Consider the following 16,874-nt stretch of genomic DNA (forward strand, 5'->3'; position numbering starts at 1 on the left):
GTGGGTGGCGGAGCCTTCGTGCGTTAGCCGGTTCTGGGTTCGACCCGGGCCGTGGTCAGCCACCTGAGGCCAGCTTGTCCTCCTCCTCCGGGAGCGGCTGGTACTCGGGGATCTCAACCTTCGGCGTCGAGCCGGTAAGCGCCTTGAGGAAGGCCACCAGGTCGGACTTCTGGGACTCCGTCAGGTTGAGCGGCTTGACTAGGTCGGACTTGCCGGGCTTGTCGCCGCCTCCCTTGTTGTAGAACTCGACTACCTCCTCGAGCGTGGCGAGCGAGCCGTCGTGCATGTAGGGCGCCGTCTGGGCGATGTTCCGCAGGGTGGGCGTCTTGAAGGCGCCGCGGTCCTTCTCGTCTTTGGTGACCTCAAAGCGGCCGAGGTCCTCGGCCAGCGGGCCCTCCTGCGCGACCCCCAGGTTGTGGAACTTGTTGTCGGTGAAGTTCTTCCCGCTGTGGCACGCGGTGCAGGAAGCCTTGGTGACGTAGACAATCAGGCCCCGCTTCTCCTGGTCCGTGAGGGCCGACGCGTCGCCGCCGACATACTCGTCGAACTTCGAGTCCCGGCTGACAACGGTCCGCTCGAAGGCGGCGATCGCGCGTCCAATGTTCTCGAGCGTCGCGGCCTCGCCGAATACCTCTTCGAACTTGCCCTTGTACTCAGGCGCCAGCTTCACGCGGCGGGTGACTTCTTCGGGGCTGGGCATGTTCATTTCGGCGCCCGACATGATCGGGCCGGTGGCCTGCTCTTCAAGCCCGTGGGCGCGACCGTCCCAGAACTGCGGTCCGTTGAAGGCCGTGTTGATCACGGTTGGGGAGTGGCGCCCCAGCTCTAGTCCCCCGAAGCCCAGCGAGCGGGGCCGCGGGTCGGCCCAGCCGTGGTCCGGGTGATGGCAGGTGGCGCAGCTCATCGAGTTGTCCATCGACAGGCGGTTGTCGAAGTACAGGTGACGCCCCAAGTCGATCTTCTCGGGAGTGAGCGGGTTGTCGGCGGCGACGGGAGTCTCTGGCAGCAGGCCGAGCTCGCCGGGCAGCCACGACGACGCCATGCCGTCGAGGTCCTGGATCGAGATGCCCAGGTCCTCGTGCTCGGCGGCCAGCGGTGGCTCGTTGGCGGGCAGGGTCGCCGCGGTCAGCGCGGCGACGCAGATGGTTAGCGACGCGATTCGTGAGTTGTAGGTCACGGTGTTCCCCTTTAGAGAGTAGTTGAGACCGTCCGCCCCGTGGCGGCGGCTCGGGGTCAGGAGTTGTCTTCCAGCGTGATGTCGCACTCCGCGACCCCGCCGGTTACTGTCACTGATGACACCTCGGTCACGCCCAACGCGGGGTTCCACGCCTTAACCGTGTATTCGCCGTCGGGCAGGTCGGCAACCTTGTAGCCCTTGCCGACCTCGGTCTCGGCGTAGTGGCCGCTGGGGGTCACGATGATTACCGCGTGCATGTGCCGGTGGATTGAGCAGAACAGGTCGATGACGCCGGCCTTCTCGAAGGTCACCGAGCGGCTCTGCCCGGTGGGGTAGATGCCGAGCTTGAACTGCTTGGTCGGCGACATCGAGAACACGTTGTGCGCGACGTTGTCGTCGTTGGGCATGTCGATCGTCTGGCCCTCGGTCACGATCAGCAGCTGCGGGACAAACTGGATCCCCTTCTGGCTGACCACTGCGTTGGCGGGCGGTGTGGCCGGCGCGGGGGCGCCCTCCACCCAGACCACCACGCGGCTGTTCTCGCCGTCTTGTGCGGGGCCCGCTACGGTTCCGGTGATCTCGCCGGAAACCGCAGTCGCTGCGGGCACTACCACGGCGAGGGCACAGAGGCAGATTAGTCGAGGCAGATTGACGGTGGTCGTGCGGTGCATAGCGATGATGGGGGCAGGCGCCTGGAGTTGGGGGAGAATCATCTAATTGGGCTATTCGCGGTGGGCCTTGTGGCACGCGCCGCAGTTGACGGCTTTGCGGAGTCGCTTGGCGTAGCCCTCCTTGTCGTCGACCGCGTCTTCCGCGGCGGCGACCAACGCTTTGACGCGTTTGTCCCAGTCCGCCTGATGGCCGATGCTTGGCGAAGTTCCCTCGAGCCGTTGGAAGAGCTCCAGGAGCTCACGCCGGCCCTCGACAGGCTCCTCGCCTTTGGCGACGCGCTTCGCGAGCCCGGAGGTCATCCCCTCCTGCATCACCTCGGCGATCACTTCGTCGGAAGACGGGTCCGCGGCGGCGTTGGATGGGCCGGCCGGCGCCTTAGCCGATGGGGGCGCGGCGAGCAGCAGCGAGAGTCCCAACAGCAGACTGGAAACAAGCGGGTAGTGGATCACGTTGCGGTAGCCTCTTGGTTACGGCTCTGGTTGGTGTCGGAATCGGCGTCGGCGGAGTCGACCTGCCCGGCCGATCCGGCGTGCATCTTGTTGAGCAGGCAGTTGGTTTCGTCGGCGACCCGGCGGAGCGATTCGCTAGTCCGTTCAGCCAGGCTCGAGCAGTTGGTGATGCCGGCCTGGGTTTCGTTGATCATCGCGGAGATCTCGCGGGTCGCTTTCTGCGACCGTTCGGACAGGCGGGTCATCTCCTTGGCCACGGCGGAGAAGCCTGCGCCGAGCTCGCCGACTTGGGTAGCCTCGATGCCCGCGTTCAGTGAGACGATCCGCGCCTCGGCCGACAACTCGGACATGATGTCGACCACGCGGTCGATCTCGCTGGACATCTTGTGGGCGGCCATCAGCGAGCTGGACGACTCTTCCATCCGGCTCAGCAGCTCGTTCATCCGCTGCTCCACGACCGCGGCCACCTGACGCTGCTCTTCCGCCAGCTCCTGCTCGCGCTGCTGCTGGTGCTGGGCTTGTTGGGCCCGCTGCTCGGCGGCCTGCAGTTGCTGCTGACGCAACGCTTCTTGCTGCCGCTTCTCCGTCTCGGTCTGGGCATCACGCTGGCGCTGCAGCTCTCTCTCCTGCTCCGCCTTGTGTTCGATCGCCGCCAGCCGCTCGGCCTCAAGCTGCTTCTCGCGTTCCGACGCAAGCCGCACCTCCTCCAGCGTGTGCGACAGGGCTTCAATCGCGGAGTTGGCGGCCCGGGCGATGCGGCCGAACTCGTCATCGCCCTTGAACGCCAGCCGCTGCGTGTAGTCGCCATCGGCGACCCGTTCGAGCAGTCCGACGGTGGCCTTCACGCGTCGGCTGACCCCTCGCACGATGAGTACTATCAGCAGCCCGCCGCCGAACACCGTGAGCGCCACCAGCACCGCCAGGGCGCCGTACATCTGATCCCGCGACGCGTACAGCTCCTTGCGCGGCAGCAGTGAGATCAGCGAAAGGCGTGCGTCGCTCGTTGCGATCGGGAAGGTGAGCTCGTGGGACTGGGCGTTCAGTTGCCCGGACTCTGGCAGCCGCAGCGTAGACCGCTGAGCCCGGCCGGCGGTCGACTCAACTAGCGTGGCGCCGGTCTCCGCCCGGTCGGCCTCAGGTGATTCTTCGGCGAATCTGTCCGCCAACCACAGGGCGAAGGTCTCGCCGTCCGCCTCGGGCAGCGTAGAGGCAATGAGCTCATCGCCGTAAACGACCGCCATGTCCCGCAGCGTGAGGGCTTTGAGCTCGCCGGCGAAGGCGCTGGTCACGGCGTAGCCGGCCAGCATGCAACCCTTTGACGCGCCCGCCACCTCGATCGGGTAGGCGCACGTGACGTGCGGCGTGCCGTCAATGTCCCACACGCCCACGACGGCTTCGCCGTCGATGGCGTGGGTGACCAGCGGGTTGTCGGTCAGGTCGTCACCCTCGGCGAACGCGTCGTCCGTGCGGGCCAGCAGCACGCCCTTCTTGTTGGCGTAGAGCACCACGTCCGCCTCGAGCACCATCTGGAGTTCGGTGACCGAGTGGAGCAGGGTGGCGTGGTCGATGCCGCGCATGGTCAGCAGCGACTTTGTTTCGGGCGAGTCGACCAGTGACTCGAGGCCGGTCGCCAGCCTCCGCTGACGGCTGCGGAAATACTCGCTGCTCACCTGGGCGGTGCGCTGGTAGTCGCGGCGCTGGTCCGCCTCGACCGCGCGGTTGGCGATCACGCCCACCAGGGCGACCGTGGCGGCGCTCATCAGCAGGATCACCAGCAGCAGCGAGGCAATCAGCCGCTGCCCTATCGACTTTTGGATGCGGATTTTGATCATGGCCGGCAACCGTAGCTTCGACGATTTGGCGCAGTCGGCGCATTTTTCGGAAACTACGATTAACGAACCGTCAGGAGGCTGGGAGCTGCGCGATCCGTTGCGACCGCTACCGCTGCCAGACGGTCGCTGCAAACAAAGGTCGGCCTTGCGCACCGTGGCGTCAGAAGTGGACATCCAAACGGGGGGCAGCGGCGGCGTTCGGAGGGGACGTGGTGCGAACTACCGCAAGTGTTAACTGCCGAGAGCCACGCAGGCGGGCCAATGCGTCGTCGCATCTCAGGTGGGCTTTGCGGTCGAAACAGGCCGCCTGTCGTGGTCCAATAAGAGTCCAGGCCGCGCCGAGCACGGCGACCGCAGTCAGATACATCGGGCGTTCGATTTCGCCCGTCTCGCAGCTCCCGCGAATGAACCGACTCCACATCATCGGCCGGAAGAATCACGGCAAGACAACGCTAGTGGTCGAGTTGATCGACCAACTCACCCGGCGTGGTCTGCGGGTTGGCTCGATCAAGCACACGCACCACCGCCACGAATTGGATGTCCCCGGCAAGGATTCGCACCGGCACCGCACCGCCGGCGCGGCGGTGGTGGGGGTGTTGTCCAAGGGCCTCAGCGCGGTGTACCTGCCCAAGGTCGGCACGGATAGCGACGCCGATCCCTACGCGGCGCTGGCGGCGAGCTTCGCCGGTTGCGACTTGGTGCTCGTCGAGGGGGATTCTAAGACCACGGCGCCCAAGATCGAGGTCTGGCGGTCGGCGGTCGGCAGCCCGCCGCTGGCGGCGGAGGACCAACAGATCCTGGCGATCGTTACCGACGATACGACTCCACTTGACGCCCAAACTCTTCCGCGGAGCGATACGAAGCCACTAGTCGAGTGGGTGGTTGAGCATTTTGTCGACTCTGGACGCAGATAGGCGGAGAATTCGAATAAGCGCCGCTATTCAGGGAAGCCCCCCAAGTGGGCGCCATACGACGACAGGGCGCGGTACAATCTGGGGACGTCGCCCGCTCATCGACGACATTCCGCGTGGCTGCTTCCGAGCCGGCGGGGCAGGGCACTTCAACTCGTCGGACGCTCAGTCAAAGGGAACGGATTTGCTTCGTCTTGCAGTCTACCTAGCGCTAGTCGGCGTTGCGTTTCCGGCCGCGGCGGACGTGAACTTCAGCCGCGACATCCGTCCGCTGCTGTCTCAGAAGTGCTTCCACTGCCACGGGCCCGACGAGGGCGACCGTCAGGTTGGGCTGCGGCTGGACGCCGCCGACGGCGAAGAGGGCGCCTACCGCGAGCTGGCAGGGGTTTCCGCGATCCTGCCCGGTGACCCCGAGGCGAGCGAGGTATGGCGCCGTATCGCGTCGACCGACAAGAGCGAACGGATGCCGCCTTTGGACTCGCACCTGGACCCCCTCACCGTTGAGCAGCAAGAGCTAGTCCGCCGGTGGATCGAGGAGGGCGCCAACTACGAGCGGTTCTGGTCCTTCACCCCTCCCAAACGCGTTGGCCCCAAATCGCCGGTCGACAACGACTGGAGCGGAAAGACGATCGACCGGTTCGTGCTGGACCGGCTCGATGAAGAGGGGCTGAGTCCGAACGAGAGGGCCGACAAGCGGACGCTGATCCGCCGCGTGACGCTCGACCTGACCGGCCTGCCGCCGACGCTGAGTGAGATCCAAGAGTTTGTCGCCGACCAGCGGCCCGACGCCTACGACCGGCTGGTCGACCGCCTGCTGGCGAGCCCCCACTACGGCGAGCACATGGCGCGGTACTGGCTCGACCTGGTCCGCTTCGCCGACACCAACGGCCGGCACCACGACCACTACCGAGAGATGACGCCCTACCGCGACTGGGTGATCCGGGCGTTCAACGACAACCTGCCGTTTGACGACTTCACCCGCTACCAGATCGCCGGCGATCTGCTCGATGGAGCAGACGGCGACGGGCCGAGCACCGACCAGCTCATCGCCTCGGGCTTCAACCGGCTGCACTTGATCATCGACGTCGGCACGGCCCTCCCGGAGGAGAGCTTCTTCAACAACGTCGTCGATCGGGTGTCGGCGGTCGGCACGGCGTTCATGGGGCTTACGCTGCAGTGCGCGTCGTGTCACGACCACAAGTACGACCCAATCAAGCAGAAGGACTTTTATCAGCTCTACGCGTTCTTCAACAACTTCGACGGCGCGCCGGAGACCGGCGGCCGAGGCACCGAGGACTTCGCCCGCGGGCTGCAGCCGCCGTACCTCGAACTGCCCACGCCCAAACAGTCTGCGGAGCTGGGCCGTCTGGCCGCGGAGATCGCCGCCGCGGAGGCCGACCTCGACCGGCTGAAGGCGCAGCAGCATGAGGCGGCTGATGCGCCGCTCGACCAGGTCATCACGACCGCCGACGCGGGCGACGCGGTCGCCGCGGCGGAGAAGCGGCTGAAGGACCTCCGCGAGAGGCGCAAGCGGGTCACGCGGAAGGTTCCGGCCACGCTCGTAATGAGAGAGCGGGACGAACCCCGCCCGGCATACGTGATGATCCGCGGCGCGTACGACAACCCAGGCGAGCGCGTCGAGCGGGACGTCCCCGCGTTCCTTCCGGTGATGAAGCCCACCGATAGCTTGCGGACGCGCCGCGACCTGGCGGAGTGGCTGGTCGATCCGGGGAACCCGCTCACCGCACGGGTCACGGTGAACCGGTTTTGGCAGCAGTTTTTCGGCGTCGGATTGGTCAAGACCTCCGAAGACTTCGGCGCCCAGGGCGAGTGGCCAAGCCACCCGGAGCTGCTCGACCGCCTGGCGCTAGACTTTGTCGAGTCAGGCTGGGATGTGAAGTCGCTAGTCCGCGCGATTGTCCTGTCCGCGGCGTACCAGCAGGATTCTCGGGCGCCGCGCGAGCAGTACCGCCAGGACCCGCGCAACCGGCTGCTCGCCCGAGGCTCGCGATACCGGCTGGACGCCGAGGTGATCCGCGACCAACTGCTCTCGATCAGCGGACTGCTGAACACGCAGATGTACGGCAAGAGCATCCGTTTCCCGCAGCCGGATGGCCTGTGGAAGATTGTCACGATGCCCAGTTCCAACCCTCGCACGTTCCGCGCCGACGAGGGCGACGCGATCTACCGACGCAGCGTCTACGCATTCTGGAAGCGTGGGCTGCCGCCCCCCCAGATGACCATCTTCGACGCCCCCAACCGCGACAGCTGCATCGCCCGGCGGGAGCGCACCAACACGCCTCTGCAGGCGCTCTTGCTGATGAACGAGGAGCTGCACTTCGCCGCCGCGCGGAGCTACGCACAGCAGCTTAACTCCCGGGAAGATCTGTCTCCTGAGCAACGGCTCGCCACCGCCTACGAAGCGATCACCGCCCAGAAGCCCGAGCCCGAAGTGCGTGAGAAGCTGATCGCCGCCTGGCGAGACTTCCGCACGCAGTACCGCGACGACCCGCGAGCCGCCAACGAACTGCTGGCCGACGCGCAGATCCCGACTGAAGAGCGGGCCGAGCTCGCCGCTGACACGATGGTCATCCACAGCCTGTTCAACCTGGACGCGGCCAAAACCCGAGAGTGACCCTTCCCGCCGCCCGTCAGCCACCCACGCCTAGCAGGACTCCCCACATGGAGCTAGCGACTCAGCACAACGAGATTCAGCACCGCCGCCAGTTCCTCCGTTCGACCGGAATTGGCCTGGGCGCCGCGGCGCTCGGGTCGATGGTCGCGACGCCGCGCCGCGCGGTGGGCAGTGTAGGCGTCCACTTTCCCGCCCGGGCAAAGCGGGTGATCTTCCTGTTCATGGCGGGGGCGCCGAGCCAGATCGACCTGTTCGACTACAAGCCGGGCCTGGCCACGCAGTTCAACGAGCCGCTCCCGCCGAGCGTCAGCATGGGCCAGCGCGTCACGGCCATGACCAAGGGCAAAGCCCAGCTGGTGGCGCCGTCGATGTTCAAGTTCTCTCGCCAGGGCGAGAGCGGACTGTGGATGAGCGAGCTGCTGCCGCACCTCTCCAGCGTGGCGGACGACCTTTGCCTCATCAAGTCCACGCACACCGACGCCATCAACCACGACCCCGGCAAGACCCTCATCTGCACCGGCTCAGAGATCCCCGGCAAGGCGAGCCTCGGCGCTTGGCTCAGCTACGGCCTAGGCCGGATGAACGAGAACCTGCCGGACTTCATCGTCATGAACTCCGCCTTCTGGACCGGCGGAACGGGCAACGTGCAGGCGCTGTACAGCCGGCTGTGGGGATCGGGCTTCCTGCCTTCGCGGTGCCAGGGGGTGTCGCTGCAGCCTTCGGGCGACCCAGTGTTGTTCCTGTCGAACCCCGCTGGCGTCGACCGCGAGAGCCGGCGGCGGATGCTGGACCTGGTGTCGGACCTTAACCGCGACCACCTCCAGGCGACCGGCGATCCGGAGATCCAAACCACGATCGCTCAGCAGGAGATGGCGTTCCGCATGCAGGCGTCGGTCCCCGAGCTTACTGACCTGTCGCAAGAAACCGCCGAGACCCTCGCCCTGTACGGCCCGGAGGTGCACAAGAGCGGCTCGTTCGCTCGTAACTGCCTGCTCGCCCGGCGGATGATGGAGCGGGACGTGCGCTTCGTGCAGCTGTTCCACCGCGGCTGGGACCACCACGTGGGCCTGCCCAAGAAGCTGCGCGGCCAGGCGTTTGATGTCGACCAGCCGAGCGCCGGGCTCATCAAGGACCTGAAGCAGCGGGGCCTGCTGGACGACACGCTGGTGGTCTTCGCCGGGGAGTTTGGCCGCACCACCTACTGCCAGGGCCGACTGACCCCGACCGACTACGGACGCGACCACCACCCACGCTGCTTTACCACCTGGATGGCCGGTGGCGGGATTAAAGGCGGGATTTCCTACGGCGTGACCGATGATTTCAGCTACAACATTGTCGAAAACCCGGTCCACGTCCGCGACTTCAACGCCACGATACTGCACCAACTGGGCATCGACCACAACCGGCTGACGTTTCCGTTCATGGGGCTGGATCAGAAGCTGGTTGGCGTGGAAGAGGCCCACGTCGTCCGCGACATTCTGGGCTAACCGGCCTGCCGGCCCAGCGGCGGCCGGCCCGGTATAAGGGGTTCGCCGGTTGTCGGCGTACGGCACTCCGCGCGGCAGGCCAAACCGAGTAACTTGTAGCTCCGCCGGCGCCCACGCTTTTCTGCTTGGGAAGTCCGGCCTCAACGATCCTCCTCCCATATCTCATAGCTGATCAGCCGTAAATGTCCGAAGACGCAAGCGAGCCGCAGGGCGGCGGCCCGGTAATCCCGCCGCACTACTTTCTCCCGTTTGTGCTGGTGACGACGCTGTTCGCCTTGTGGGGTTTCGCGAACGACATCACCAACCCGATGGTGGCGGCGTTCAAGAACATCCTGCTGATCAGCAACTACGAGAGCTCGCTGGTGCAGTCGGCGTTCTATGGCGGCTACTGCGTGATGGCGATCCCGGCGGCATTGTTCATCCGCCGCATGGGCTACAAGGCGGGCGTGCTGATGGGGCTCGCGTTGTACGCCACCGGGTGCCTGCTGTTCGTCCCCGCGGGGCAGGCGATGGCGTTCTCCGCGTTCCTGACCGCGTACTTCATCATGACCTCCGGCCTGGCGTTCCTCGAAACCACGGCCAATCCCTATATCTTGGCGATGGGGCCCGAGCACAACGCCCCCCGCCGGCTCAACTTCGCGCAGGCGTTCAACCCGGTAGGGTCGATCATCGGCATGATCACCGCCCGGAACCTGATCCTCGCGCGGCTCGACCCGGCCGACGAGGAGGCCCGCCGCGCGCTGGCCGAGTCTGAGCCCGCCGCCTTCGAGGCGATCCAGCGATCGGACCTGGCGGTGATCGTCGGCCCGTACGTGACGCTCGGCCTGGTGGTGCTGGGCGTGCTGGTGGTGTTCGCGCTGGCGAAGCTTCCCCAGGGCGAGACCTACGAGAAGGGCGACTCGCGGCTGCTTCCGACCCTGGGCCGGCTGTTCAGCAACCCCCGCTACCTGGGCGGCGTCGTCGCACAGGCATTCTACGTCGGGGCTCAGATCATGTGCTGGACGTTCATCATCCAGTACGGCGTCAACGAACTGGGGATGAAGGCTGAGGTGGCGCAGAGCTACAACATCGCGGCGATGATCATCTTCGTCACCAGCCGGTTCATCTGCACCTACCTGCTGAAATTCGTCAACCCGGGCACGCTGCTGGGCGTGCTGGCGGTGGGCGGCGGGATGCTGGTCTCCGGCGCCATCCTGCTTCCGGGCCAGGCGGGGCTGCTCTGCCTGGTCGGCGTGTCGGCGTGCATGTCGCTGATGTTCCCCACCATCTACGGCATCGCGCTGCGGGGCCTGGGCGACGACGCCAAGCTCGCCTCGGCCGGACTCATCTGCGCCATCGGCGGCGGCTGCGTCATGCCGCCTCTGCAGGGGAAGATCATGGACGGCTCCGCCGTCGACCTCGGCTCCCTCACCCTCTCCGCCACCCGCGCCTCGTTCGTGCTGCCGCTGATCTGCTTTGTGGTCGTGGCCGTCTACGGCTTCGCCACCTCCAAGCGGCAGGCAGCCTGAGCGGGCGACACCGCAGACGCGGTGAGTTACCGGCGGCTGATCGCGGCCCGGATGGCGTCTGCGTCGTAGACACAGCCGCCCCACGCTCCGCCGCCGAGCGTTTGCAGCGCCGCCCATAGCCGGGTGTCGTCGTGCAGGCCGTCGGCCTCCGCCAAGTCGGGCCTGGGCGGGCGTTGGGCGAGTTCCGCGGCGCCCCACTCGGCGTCGCGCAGACCGTCAGCGTCCCCGACCAGGTCGACCGAGCCGCGGGCCTCAGCCGGTGTGATCTCGATTCGGACCTGGTCGCCGTCGGCAAGCCTGCCGAGGGGACCTCCCGCCAGCGCTTCGGGGCCGACGTGCCCGATGCACGCGCCGGTCGACACGCCGGAGAACCTCGCATCGGTGATCAGCGGGACCTGCTTGCCCCAAGAAAGGTGCTTGAGGGCGGAGGTCAGCTGGTAGGTCTCTTCCATGCCGGTCCCGATGGGGCCGCAGCCGACGAGCACTAGCACCTCGCCAGGCGACAAGGCGTCCGCACCGGTGGACTTGATGGCCGCCATCGCGGCCGCTTCGCTCGTAAACACCCTTGCCGAGCCAGTGTGGCGGAAGATGCCATTATGGAACAACGACGCGTCGATCGATGTCGCTTTAACGACCGCCCCGTCCGGCGCAAGATTCCCGGATATAAAGGCCAGCGTTCCCGTGAGACCCTGCTGAGCCGCTTGCTCCGGAGGGAAGATTACACTGTCGGGATCAACGCCGTCTGCCTCGCGGAGGCGCCTACGCATCAGCAGCCGTCTGTCGGAAGTTTCCCAGGCGTCGAGCACGGCGCCGAGCGGAACTCCCGACGCAGTGAGAGCTGAAGAATCTATCAGGCCGAGCCGCCGCAGGTGGAGCATCACCTCGGGAACTCCGCCCGCGAGAAACACGCGCACGGTCGGGTGATCGACAGGCCCGTTGGGCAGCACGCTCACCAAGCGGGGCGTTGTCCGATTGATCTGAGCCCAGTCGTCGACCGAGGGGCGCCGGACGCCCGCGGCGTGCGCAATCGCCGGGATGTGCAGCAGCAGGTTGGTGGATCCGCCGAACGCGGCGTGCACGACCATCGCGTTGCGGATGGAAGCCTCCGTAACGAGATCGGCGGTGGTGATGCCTGCCGCGTGCTGCGCGGCCACCGCGCGGGCGGAGCGTCCCGCCAGTTCCAGCCACACCGGCTGCCCACTTGGCGCCAGCGCCGAGTGCGGGACTGAAAGCCCCATTGCTTCTCCGACGACCTGCGACGTGGCCGCGGTGCCGAGGAACTGGCATCCGCCGCCAGGCGTCGCGCACGCGCGGCAACCGAGTTCGGCTGCCTCGCGGAGCGTCAGCTCCCCGTGGCTGTACCGAGCGCCGATGGTTTGGATCTTGCCGGCGTCTTCGCCCGAAGTTGGCGGCAACGTTACCCCGCCCGGAACCACCACACCGGGAAGGTCCCGCGACCCGGCGAGCGCCATCATCATGGCGGGATGCCCCTTGTCGCAGGTCGCGACCCCGATCACCCCTTTGCGGGTCGGCAGCGATCGGATCAGTCGGCGGAGGACGATGGCCGCGTCGTTCCGGTAGGCGAGGCTGTCAAACATGCCGCGCGTGCCCTGTGTCCGGCCATCGCACGGGTCACTGCATGCGCCGGCAAACGGGATTCCCCCATGGGCACGGATTTCGTTGGCGGCCGCTTCGACCAGCAGCCCCACCTCCCAATGCCCCGTGTGGTAGCCGAGCGCGATCGGCCGTCCGTCCGGCGCACGCAGCCCCCCTTGGGTGCTAAGGATCAGGTACTCGTCGCGGCCCAGGTCGGCTGGGTTCCAGCCCATCGCCGCGTCTTGGGTCCATCCGAACAAGTCGCCGCTCGGACGTTGCTTAAGGGCGTTGTCCGTTAGCGGCAATGCCCCGGCAGGTCCCTGTGCCGATGTGGCAATGTTGGTAAGCGTAGGATCACTTGGGAACCACTCCTTACCGGCATTCTGTGGTGGCTGGCTCGACATTCAACGCCTAGCAGCGGGGAAGGTTGTCGTTGACGGAATGCCCAGGGATTGTGTCTGGGCCACCGAGTACTGCGTGCCGCGCTAGAGGGACGAGACCGGCACTATACTTGGTGCTTTATGGGCACGCAATGTTGTGATCGCGGCAACCTGTTGCGCAATAGATGCTGCGTGTTGCTCTTGGTCCACCATCCTGCGAGACTTAGGCTTTCCGTCGCCCATTCTATCGCCTTCCGACAGAACGCCCAAACATGCTTCTCTACAAGACCGCGTCAGGGCCAATCCTTCGAGACGCTTCGCGTTGTGTGCGCGTCGACCGAGACTGGGAGACGCTGGTAAACGATCCCGACCTTCGGAGAGTACTCATAGAGAGCGCAGGCGGGCTCGATGCCGATGAGAACTTGCTCAAGCAGACAGAGTCCCCCTTAGCGCCAATTGGAGAACGACAAGAGATCTGGGCTGCGGGCGTGACCTACTACCGGAGCCGCGATGCTCGGATGGAAGAATCAAAGTCGGCCGGCGGCGGAGACTTCTATCAGCGGGTCTACGATGCGCCGCGGCCTGAGATCTTCTTCAAGGCCACCCCGCACCGGGTGGTTGGGCCTGGCGGCCGGATGCGACTGCGGAGCGATTCGAAGTGGATCGTCCCCGAGCCGGAGCTCGTGCTGCTCGTCGCGCACACCGGCGACATCGTTGGGTACACCATTGGCAATGATCTGAGCTGCCGGGATATCGAGGGAGAAAACCCGCTCTACCTTCCCCAGGCAAAAACGTTCGATCGATGCGCGTCGGTTGGGCCCGCCATCTACGTGCCTTCGGAGGGGGCCATCGACTCCGGCGCGGCAGTAACGCTGCGTGTGGACCGCGGTGGCGACACCGCGTTCGAAGGGCAGACGACTCTCTCACAGATGAAACGTGGCCACGAAGAACTCGTCGGATACTTGATGCGAGAGAACCCCCACCCCTACGGTGTGCTCCTGATGACGGGAACCGGGATTGTGCCGCCCGACGATTTCTCGCTCGCGTCGGGCGATCTGGTAACAATCGGCATCGGACCGATCGGCGAACTGTGCAATGCAATGGAGTAAACCGTCAGGTGCACCACCAGCGTGTGTCCTTGATCGGCGGACGCGACAGGTCGATCTAGCAGGCAGATCAGTCGCGTAATCACCGCGGGCACGCCGAGAGTCTCAGCTTCCAGACCGCACCGCTGTTGAGCATTCTCATTGCGTTGGTCGGATAGCTTAGCACGCGGCGCGAAGCTGCATCACGTACTAGCCGGCTTGGCGGTCCTCTCCCCAGAGTGGGTGGTTTGAGGCCACCGTCTGTCGCGGTATGCGCATCGTGTCCACCAGCTTGACAAGAAAAAGAAACTCGCTCGACGGGTTGTCAAGCAATGCCGCCCTGCTTTAGTTGCTCGGAGCCAGATCGAAGCCGTGGCCACGGAACCGTTCGCTCAGCTCAGGTACAACCATTCAGTTTCAATCGAAGAAGAGGATCTGACCATGCGAATTCTCATGACCATAGCTGCTGCAGTACTCTTATTTCCCCCGACGGATTCCGCCCGCGGCGCTGAGGGCAAGCAGGACATCGTCGACACCGCGGTATCCGCGGGATCCTTTGGCACGTTGGCGACCGCTCTCAAGGCTGCCAACCTGGTGGAGACGCTGAAGGGGGACGGGCCGTTCACCGTGTTCGCTCCCACCGACGCAGCTTTTAAGGCGCTTCCGGAGGGAACGGTGCATGAGCTGCTCAAGCCGGAGAACAAGAAGAAGCTCGCCTCGGTGCTTACTTACCACGTTGTCCCCGGCGCGAGTCCCGCGGCGGATGTTACTAAGGTTAAGGGCCTGACCACGGTGAATGGTCAGCGCGTTGATATTGCGGTAGACGCTGGAAAGGTGAAAGTGGACGACGCCACTGTCGTGTCAGCCGATATTCACTGTTCGAATGGCGTCATCCACGTGATTGACCGGGTGATTCTGCCCGCCAGCGACGACATCCCCACGACCGCGAAGAAGGCTGAAGCGTTCTCTACACTGCTTGCTGCGGCGAAGCAGGCGGGACTGGCAGAAGCGTTGGCCGGTGAAGGCCCGTTCACAGTCTTCGCTCCCACAGACCAGGCGTTCGAGAAGCTGCCGGCGGGCACCGTTGAGTCGCTGCTCAAACCGGAGAACAAAGATCGGCTGGCGTCGATCCTCAAGCATCACGTCGTCTCGGGGCGCGTTTATTCGGACGCGGCGGTGAAGGCTGGTAAGGCGGAAACCCTGAACGGCGACAGTCTAACGATTGCCAAGGCCAAGGACGGGGCAAAGGTAGGCAACGCAAGGCTGCTCTCGACCGACATTGACGCTAGCAACGGCGTCATTCACGTAATTGACACGGTCTTGCTCCCGAAGGGTGGGACGCAGGCCTCGAGTCAGGTTCCAAGTGCACTACACGTTAGTGCGCAAGCATCCTGCCCCGCCGCCGGCCACTAGTCCGGCCGCGAAAAGCTGAGAGTCCTCAGAGCCAGTCGTCGGCGTAAATTACGCGGACGGCTGGCTCTATTGTTTTAAGCCGAGGCAAGTTAGCTCAAGAACGCAGCATCTCATTTGACCTGCCGGAGCAGCGCGAATCGGACAATTCGGCAAGCGGACACTTACCTCCTCTTTGTAGCTTCCGCTTCACTTACGATTCGTTTTAGCATGCCGCTAAAGATCAGTGCGTGTAGAGGATACAGGGCATACCAGTACGCAAGCCCTGCGATTCCAACAGGGTCGAAGATTGCTGTCTGGCGTATGGTGGAGCCGTGCTGGCTGGGGGTAACCTCGAATTCCAACCAGGCGCGCCCAGGGACTTTCATCTCGGCAAGCAGACGCAGCCGGCCGGCGGGGTCGTACTCCTCGACCCGCCACCAATCGAGCACGTCTCCAACCCTCAGGTCTTGGGGATCTCGCCGCCCCCTCCGAATGCCGACGCCGCCAACTAGCAGGTCGATCCAGGCTCGGAGCTTCCACAGCGAGTTCGCGTAATACCACCCCCGCCTGCCGCCGATGGTCTTGATCGGTTCGAAAGCGGCGCTCGGGTGGGCGTGGGTCTCCACGGTTCGGGAGTCGACGATGCGGTTCTTGAATCGGATGCCCCCCCAGGTTCGGGACCCCCGCGAAGCGGAGAGTGCGTCCGACCAGCGGGTCTCGGCGAACTCGTTGTCCTCAGCAACCAAAGCCCGCTTGATGGCCTCGGTGAGTCCGCGGGGCTGAATCGAGAAGGCCTTTCTACCCGTTGGGTCCTGGATGACCGTCGGGTTCTGCACACTGTCAATCAGAATCCTGCCGACGCGTGCATAGACCGGAGTGACTAGGCCGAGCCACAGGCTCGACAGGCGAGGGGTGAGCACGGGAACCGAGATCAGCCACCGGCGGAGGCCGCGCTGCCGGGCGTACTCCTCCATGATTTGGCCGTAGCTTACCTGATCGGGCCCACCAATCTCGAGCACCCGACTATCGTCCGCCGGCAGATCAACCGCGGCGAGCAAGTACTCGAGCAGGTCCTCGACGGCGATCGGCTGCGTCAGGACCCCAACCCACCGTGGGCAGATCATCACCGGCAGTCGCTCGACCAAGGCCCGGACAAGTTCAAACGAAAGGCTGCCAGAGCCGATGACAATCGACGCCCGCAGCTCAACCACGGTGGCGCCCGACTCGAACAGCTGCCGTCCGACCTCGTGCCGACTGCGCAGGTGGGGTGAAAGCTCTTCGCTGTCGTCGCCGAGTCCGCCGAGGTAGATGATGCGGTCAACCCCGACCTTCTTTGCAGTCCTAGCGAAGTTCTCTGCCGCCGCTTTGTCTTGCTCTGCGAAATCCCCATCCGAACCCATCGAGTGGACCAGGTAGTAGGCGGCGTGCACGCCACGCAGCGCGTCGTCGAGGGATTCTGAATCGAGGAGGTCCCCTTGAACCACCTCGGTCGTGGGGGCCGCTCGGGCGGTGAGGTTCGCCGGGTTCCGCGCGAGGCACCGCAGACGGACGCCTCTCTGCTCGAGCTTCGTGAGCAGCCGGCCGCCGACGTAGCCCGTAGCGCCGGTTAAGAGGACGAGTCGGCCACCATCGATGCGGTCGGAGTCGGAACCCTTGGGAGTGCTCATCGCAATCCGGGACTACTTGGATTAAAAAGGTTCAGCAGGCGCCGGTGAGTGCTGGTCAAGCCGATCGATCTGCCTAGAAAGAA

Annotated in this window: 12 protein-coding genes; 6 read left to right on the plus strand and 6 right to left on the minus strand. The window is 65.3% G+C overall.

Annotated elements, in window-relative coordinates:
- Window positions 1-55 precede the first annotated feature (55 nt).
- From KOR34_RS07240 to KOR34_RS07255, 4 genes are read right to left on the minus strand one after another with little or no spacing between them, the layout of a single operon-like run.
- A complete protein-coding gene (locus KOR34_RS07240; RefSeq protein WP_146563553.1) occupies window positions 56-1,177 on the minus strand; it encodes a cytochrome-c peroxidase in 1,122 nt (373 codons plus the stop codon).
- A gap of 56 nt (window positions 1,178-1,233) precedes the next feature.
- Window positions 1,234-1,890 (minus strand): cupredoxin domain-containing protein, encoded by a 657-nt coding sequence (locus KOR34_RS07245; RefSeq protein ID WP_146563555.1) that lies wholly within the window; start codon window positions 1,888-1,890, stop codon window positions 1,234-1,236.
- A 9-nt stretch (window positions 1,891-1,899) separates the two neighbouring features.
- Window positions 1,900-2,298, minus strand: coding sequence for a hypothetical protein (locus tag KOR34_RS07250; RefSeq protein ID WP_146563557.1), 399 nt, complete (start codon window positions 2,296-2,298; stop codon window positions 1,900-1,902).
- Window positions 2,295-4,130 carry a methyl-accepting chemotaxis protein gene (locus KOR34_RS07255; protein WP_197531216.1) on the minus strand — a complete coding sequence of 612 codons (1,836 nt, stop codon included), beginning with the start codon at window positions 4,128-4,130 and terminating at the stop codon, window positions 2,295-2,297. The genes KOR34_RS07250 and KOR34_RS07255 overlap by 4 nt, the downstream gene beginning before the upstream one ends.
- Before the next feature lie 404 nt (window positions 4,131-4,534).
- Between KOR34_RS07255 and mobB the strand changes: the two genes are divergently transcribed.
- From mobB to fucP, 4 genes are all read left to right on the plus strand, one after another.
- Window positions 4,535-5,044: a molybdopterin-guanine dinucleotide biosynthesis protein B gene (gene mobB / locus KOR34_RS07260; RefSeq protein ID WP_146563561.1), complete on the plus strand. Its 510-nt coding sequence runs from the start codon at window positions 4,535-4,537 to the stop codon at window positions 5,042-5,044.
- A gap of 181 nt (window positions 5,045-5,225) precedes the next feature.
- A complete protein-coding gene (locus KOR34_RS07265) occupies window positions 5,226-7,676 on the plus strand; it encodes a PSD1 and planctomycete cytochrome C domain-containing protein (protein WP_146563563.1) in 2,451 nt (816 codons plus the stop codon).
- A 47-nt stretch (window positions 7,677-7,723) separates the two neighbouring features.
- The gene (locus tag KOR34_RS07270; protein ID WP_146563565.1) at window positions 7,724-9,163 is read left to right on the plus strand and encodes a DUF1501 domain-containing protein; all 1,440 of its coding nucleotides are present in this window, start codon (window positions 7,724-7,726) and stop codon (window positions 9,161-9,163) included.
- A gap of 182 nt (window positions 9,164-9,345) precedes the next feature.
- A complete protein-coding gene (gene fucP / locus KOR34_RS07275) occupies window positions 9,346-10,671 on the plus strand; it encodes an L-fucose:H+ symporter permease (RefSeq protein ID WP_146563567.1) in 1,326 nt (441 codons plus the stop codon).
- 26 nt (window positions 10,672-10,697) lie between these two features.
- Here fucP and KOR34_RS07280 read toward each other — a convergent pair whose 3' ends face one another.
- Window positions 10,698-12,671 (minus strand): YjhG/YagF family D-xylonate dehydratase, encoded by a 1,974-nt coding sequence (locus KOR34_RS07280; RefSeq protein ID WP_146563569.1) that lies wholly within the window; start codon window positions 12,669-12,671, stop codon window positions 10,698-10,700.
- Window positions 12,672-12,919: 248 nt separating this feature from the next.
- Here KOR34_RS07280 and KOR34_RS07285 point away from each other — a divergent pair, with 248 nt between their 5' ends.
- A complete protein-coding gene (locus tag KOR34_RS07285) occupies window positions 12,920-13,756 on the plus strand; it encodes a fumarylacetoacetate hydrolase family protein (RefSeq protein WP_146563571.1) in 837 nt (278 codons plus the stop codon).
- Window positions 13,757-14,104: 348 nt separating this feature from the next.
- Window positions 14,105-15,145 carry a fasciclin domain-containing protein gene (locus KOR34_RS27630; RefSeq protein ID WP_228714538.1) on the plus strand — a complete coding sequence of 347 codons (1,041 nt, stop codon included), beginning with the start codon at window positions 14,105-14,107 and terminating at the stop codon, window positions 15,143-15,145.
- Between the two features lie 161 nt (window positions 15,146-15,306).
- Here KOR34_RS27630 and KOR34_RS07295 read toward each other — a convergent pair whose 3' ends face one another.
- A complete protein-coding gene (locus KOR34_RS07295; protein ID WP_146563573.1) occupies window positions 15,307-16,791 on the minus strand; it encodes an SDR family oxidoreductase in 1,485 nt (494 codons plus the stop codon).
- Between the last annotated feature and the right edge of the window lie 83 nt (window positions 16,792-16,874).

This window comes from Posidoniimonas corsicana (assembly GCF_007859765.1).
GTDB classification, from domain to species: domain Bacteria; phylum Planctomycetota; class Planctomycetia; order Pirellulales; family Lacipirellulaceae; genus Posidoniimonas; species Posidoniimonas corsicana.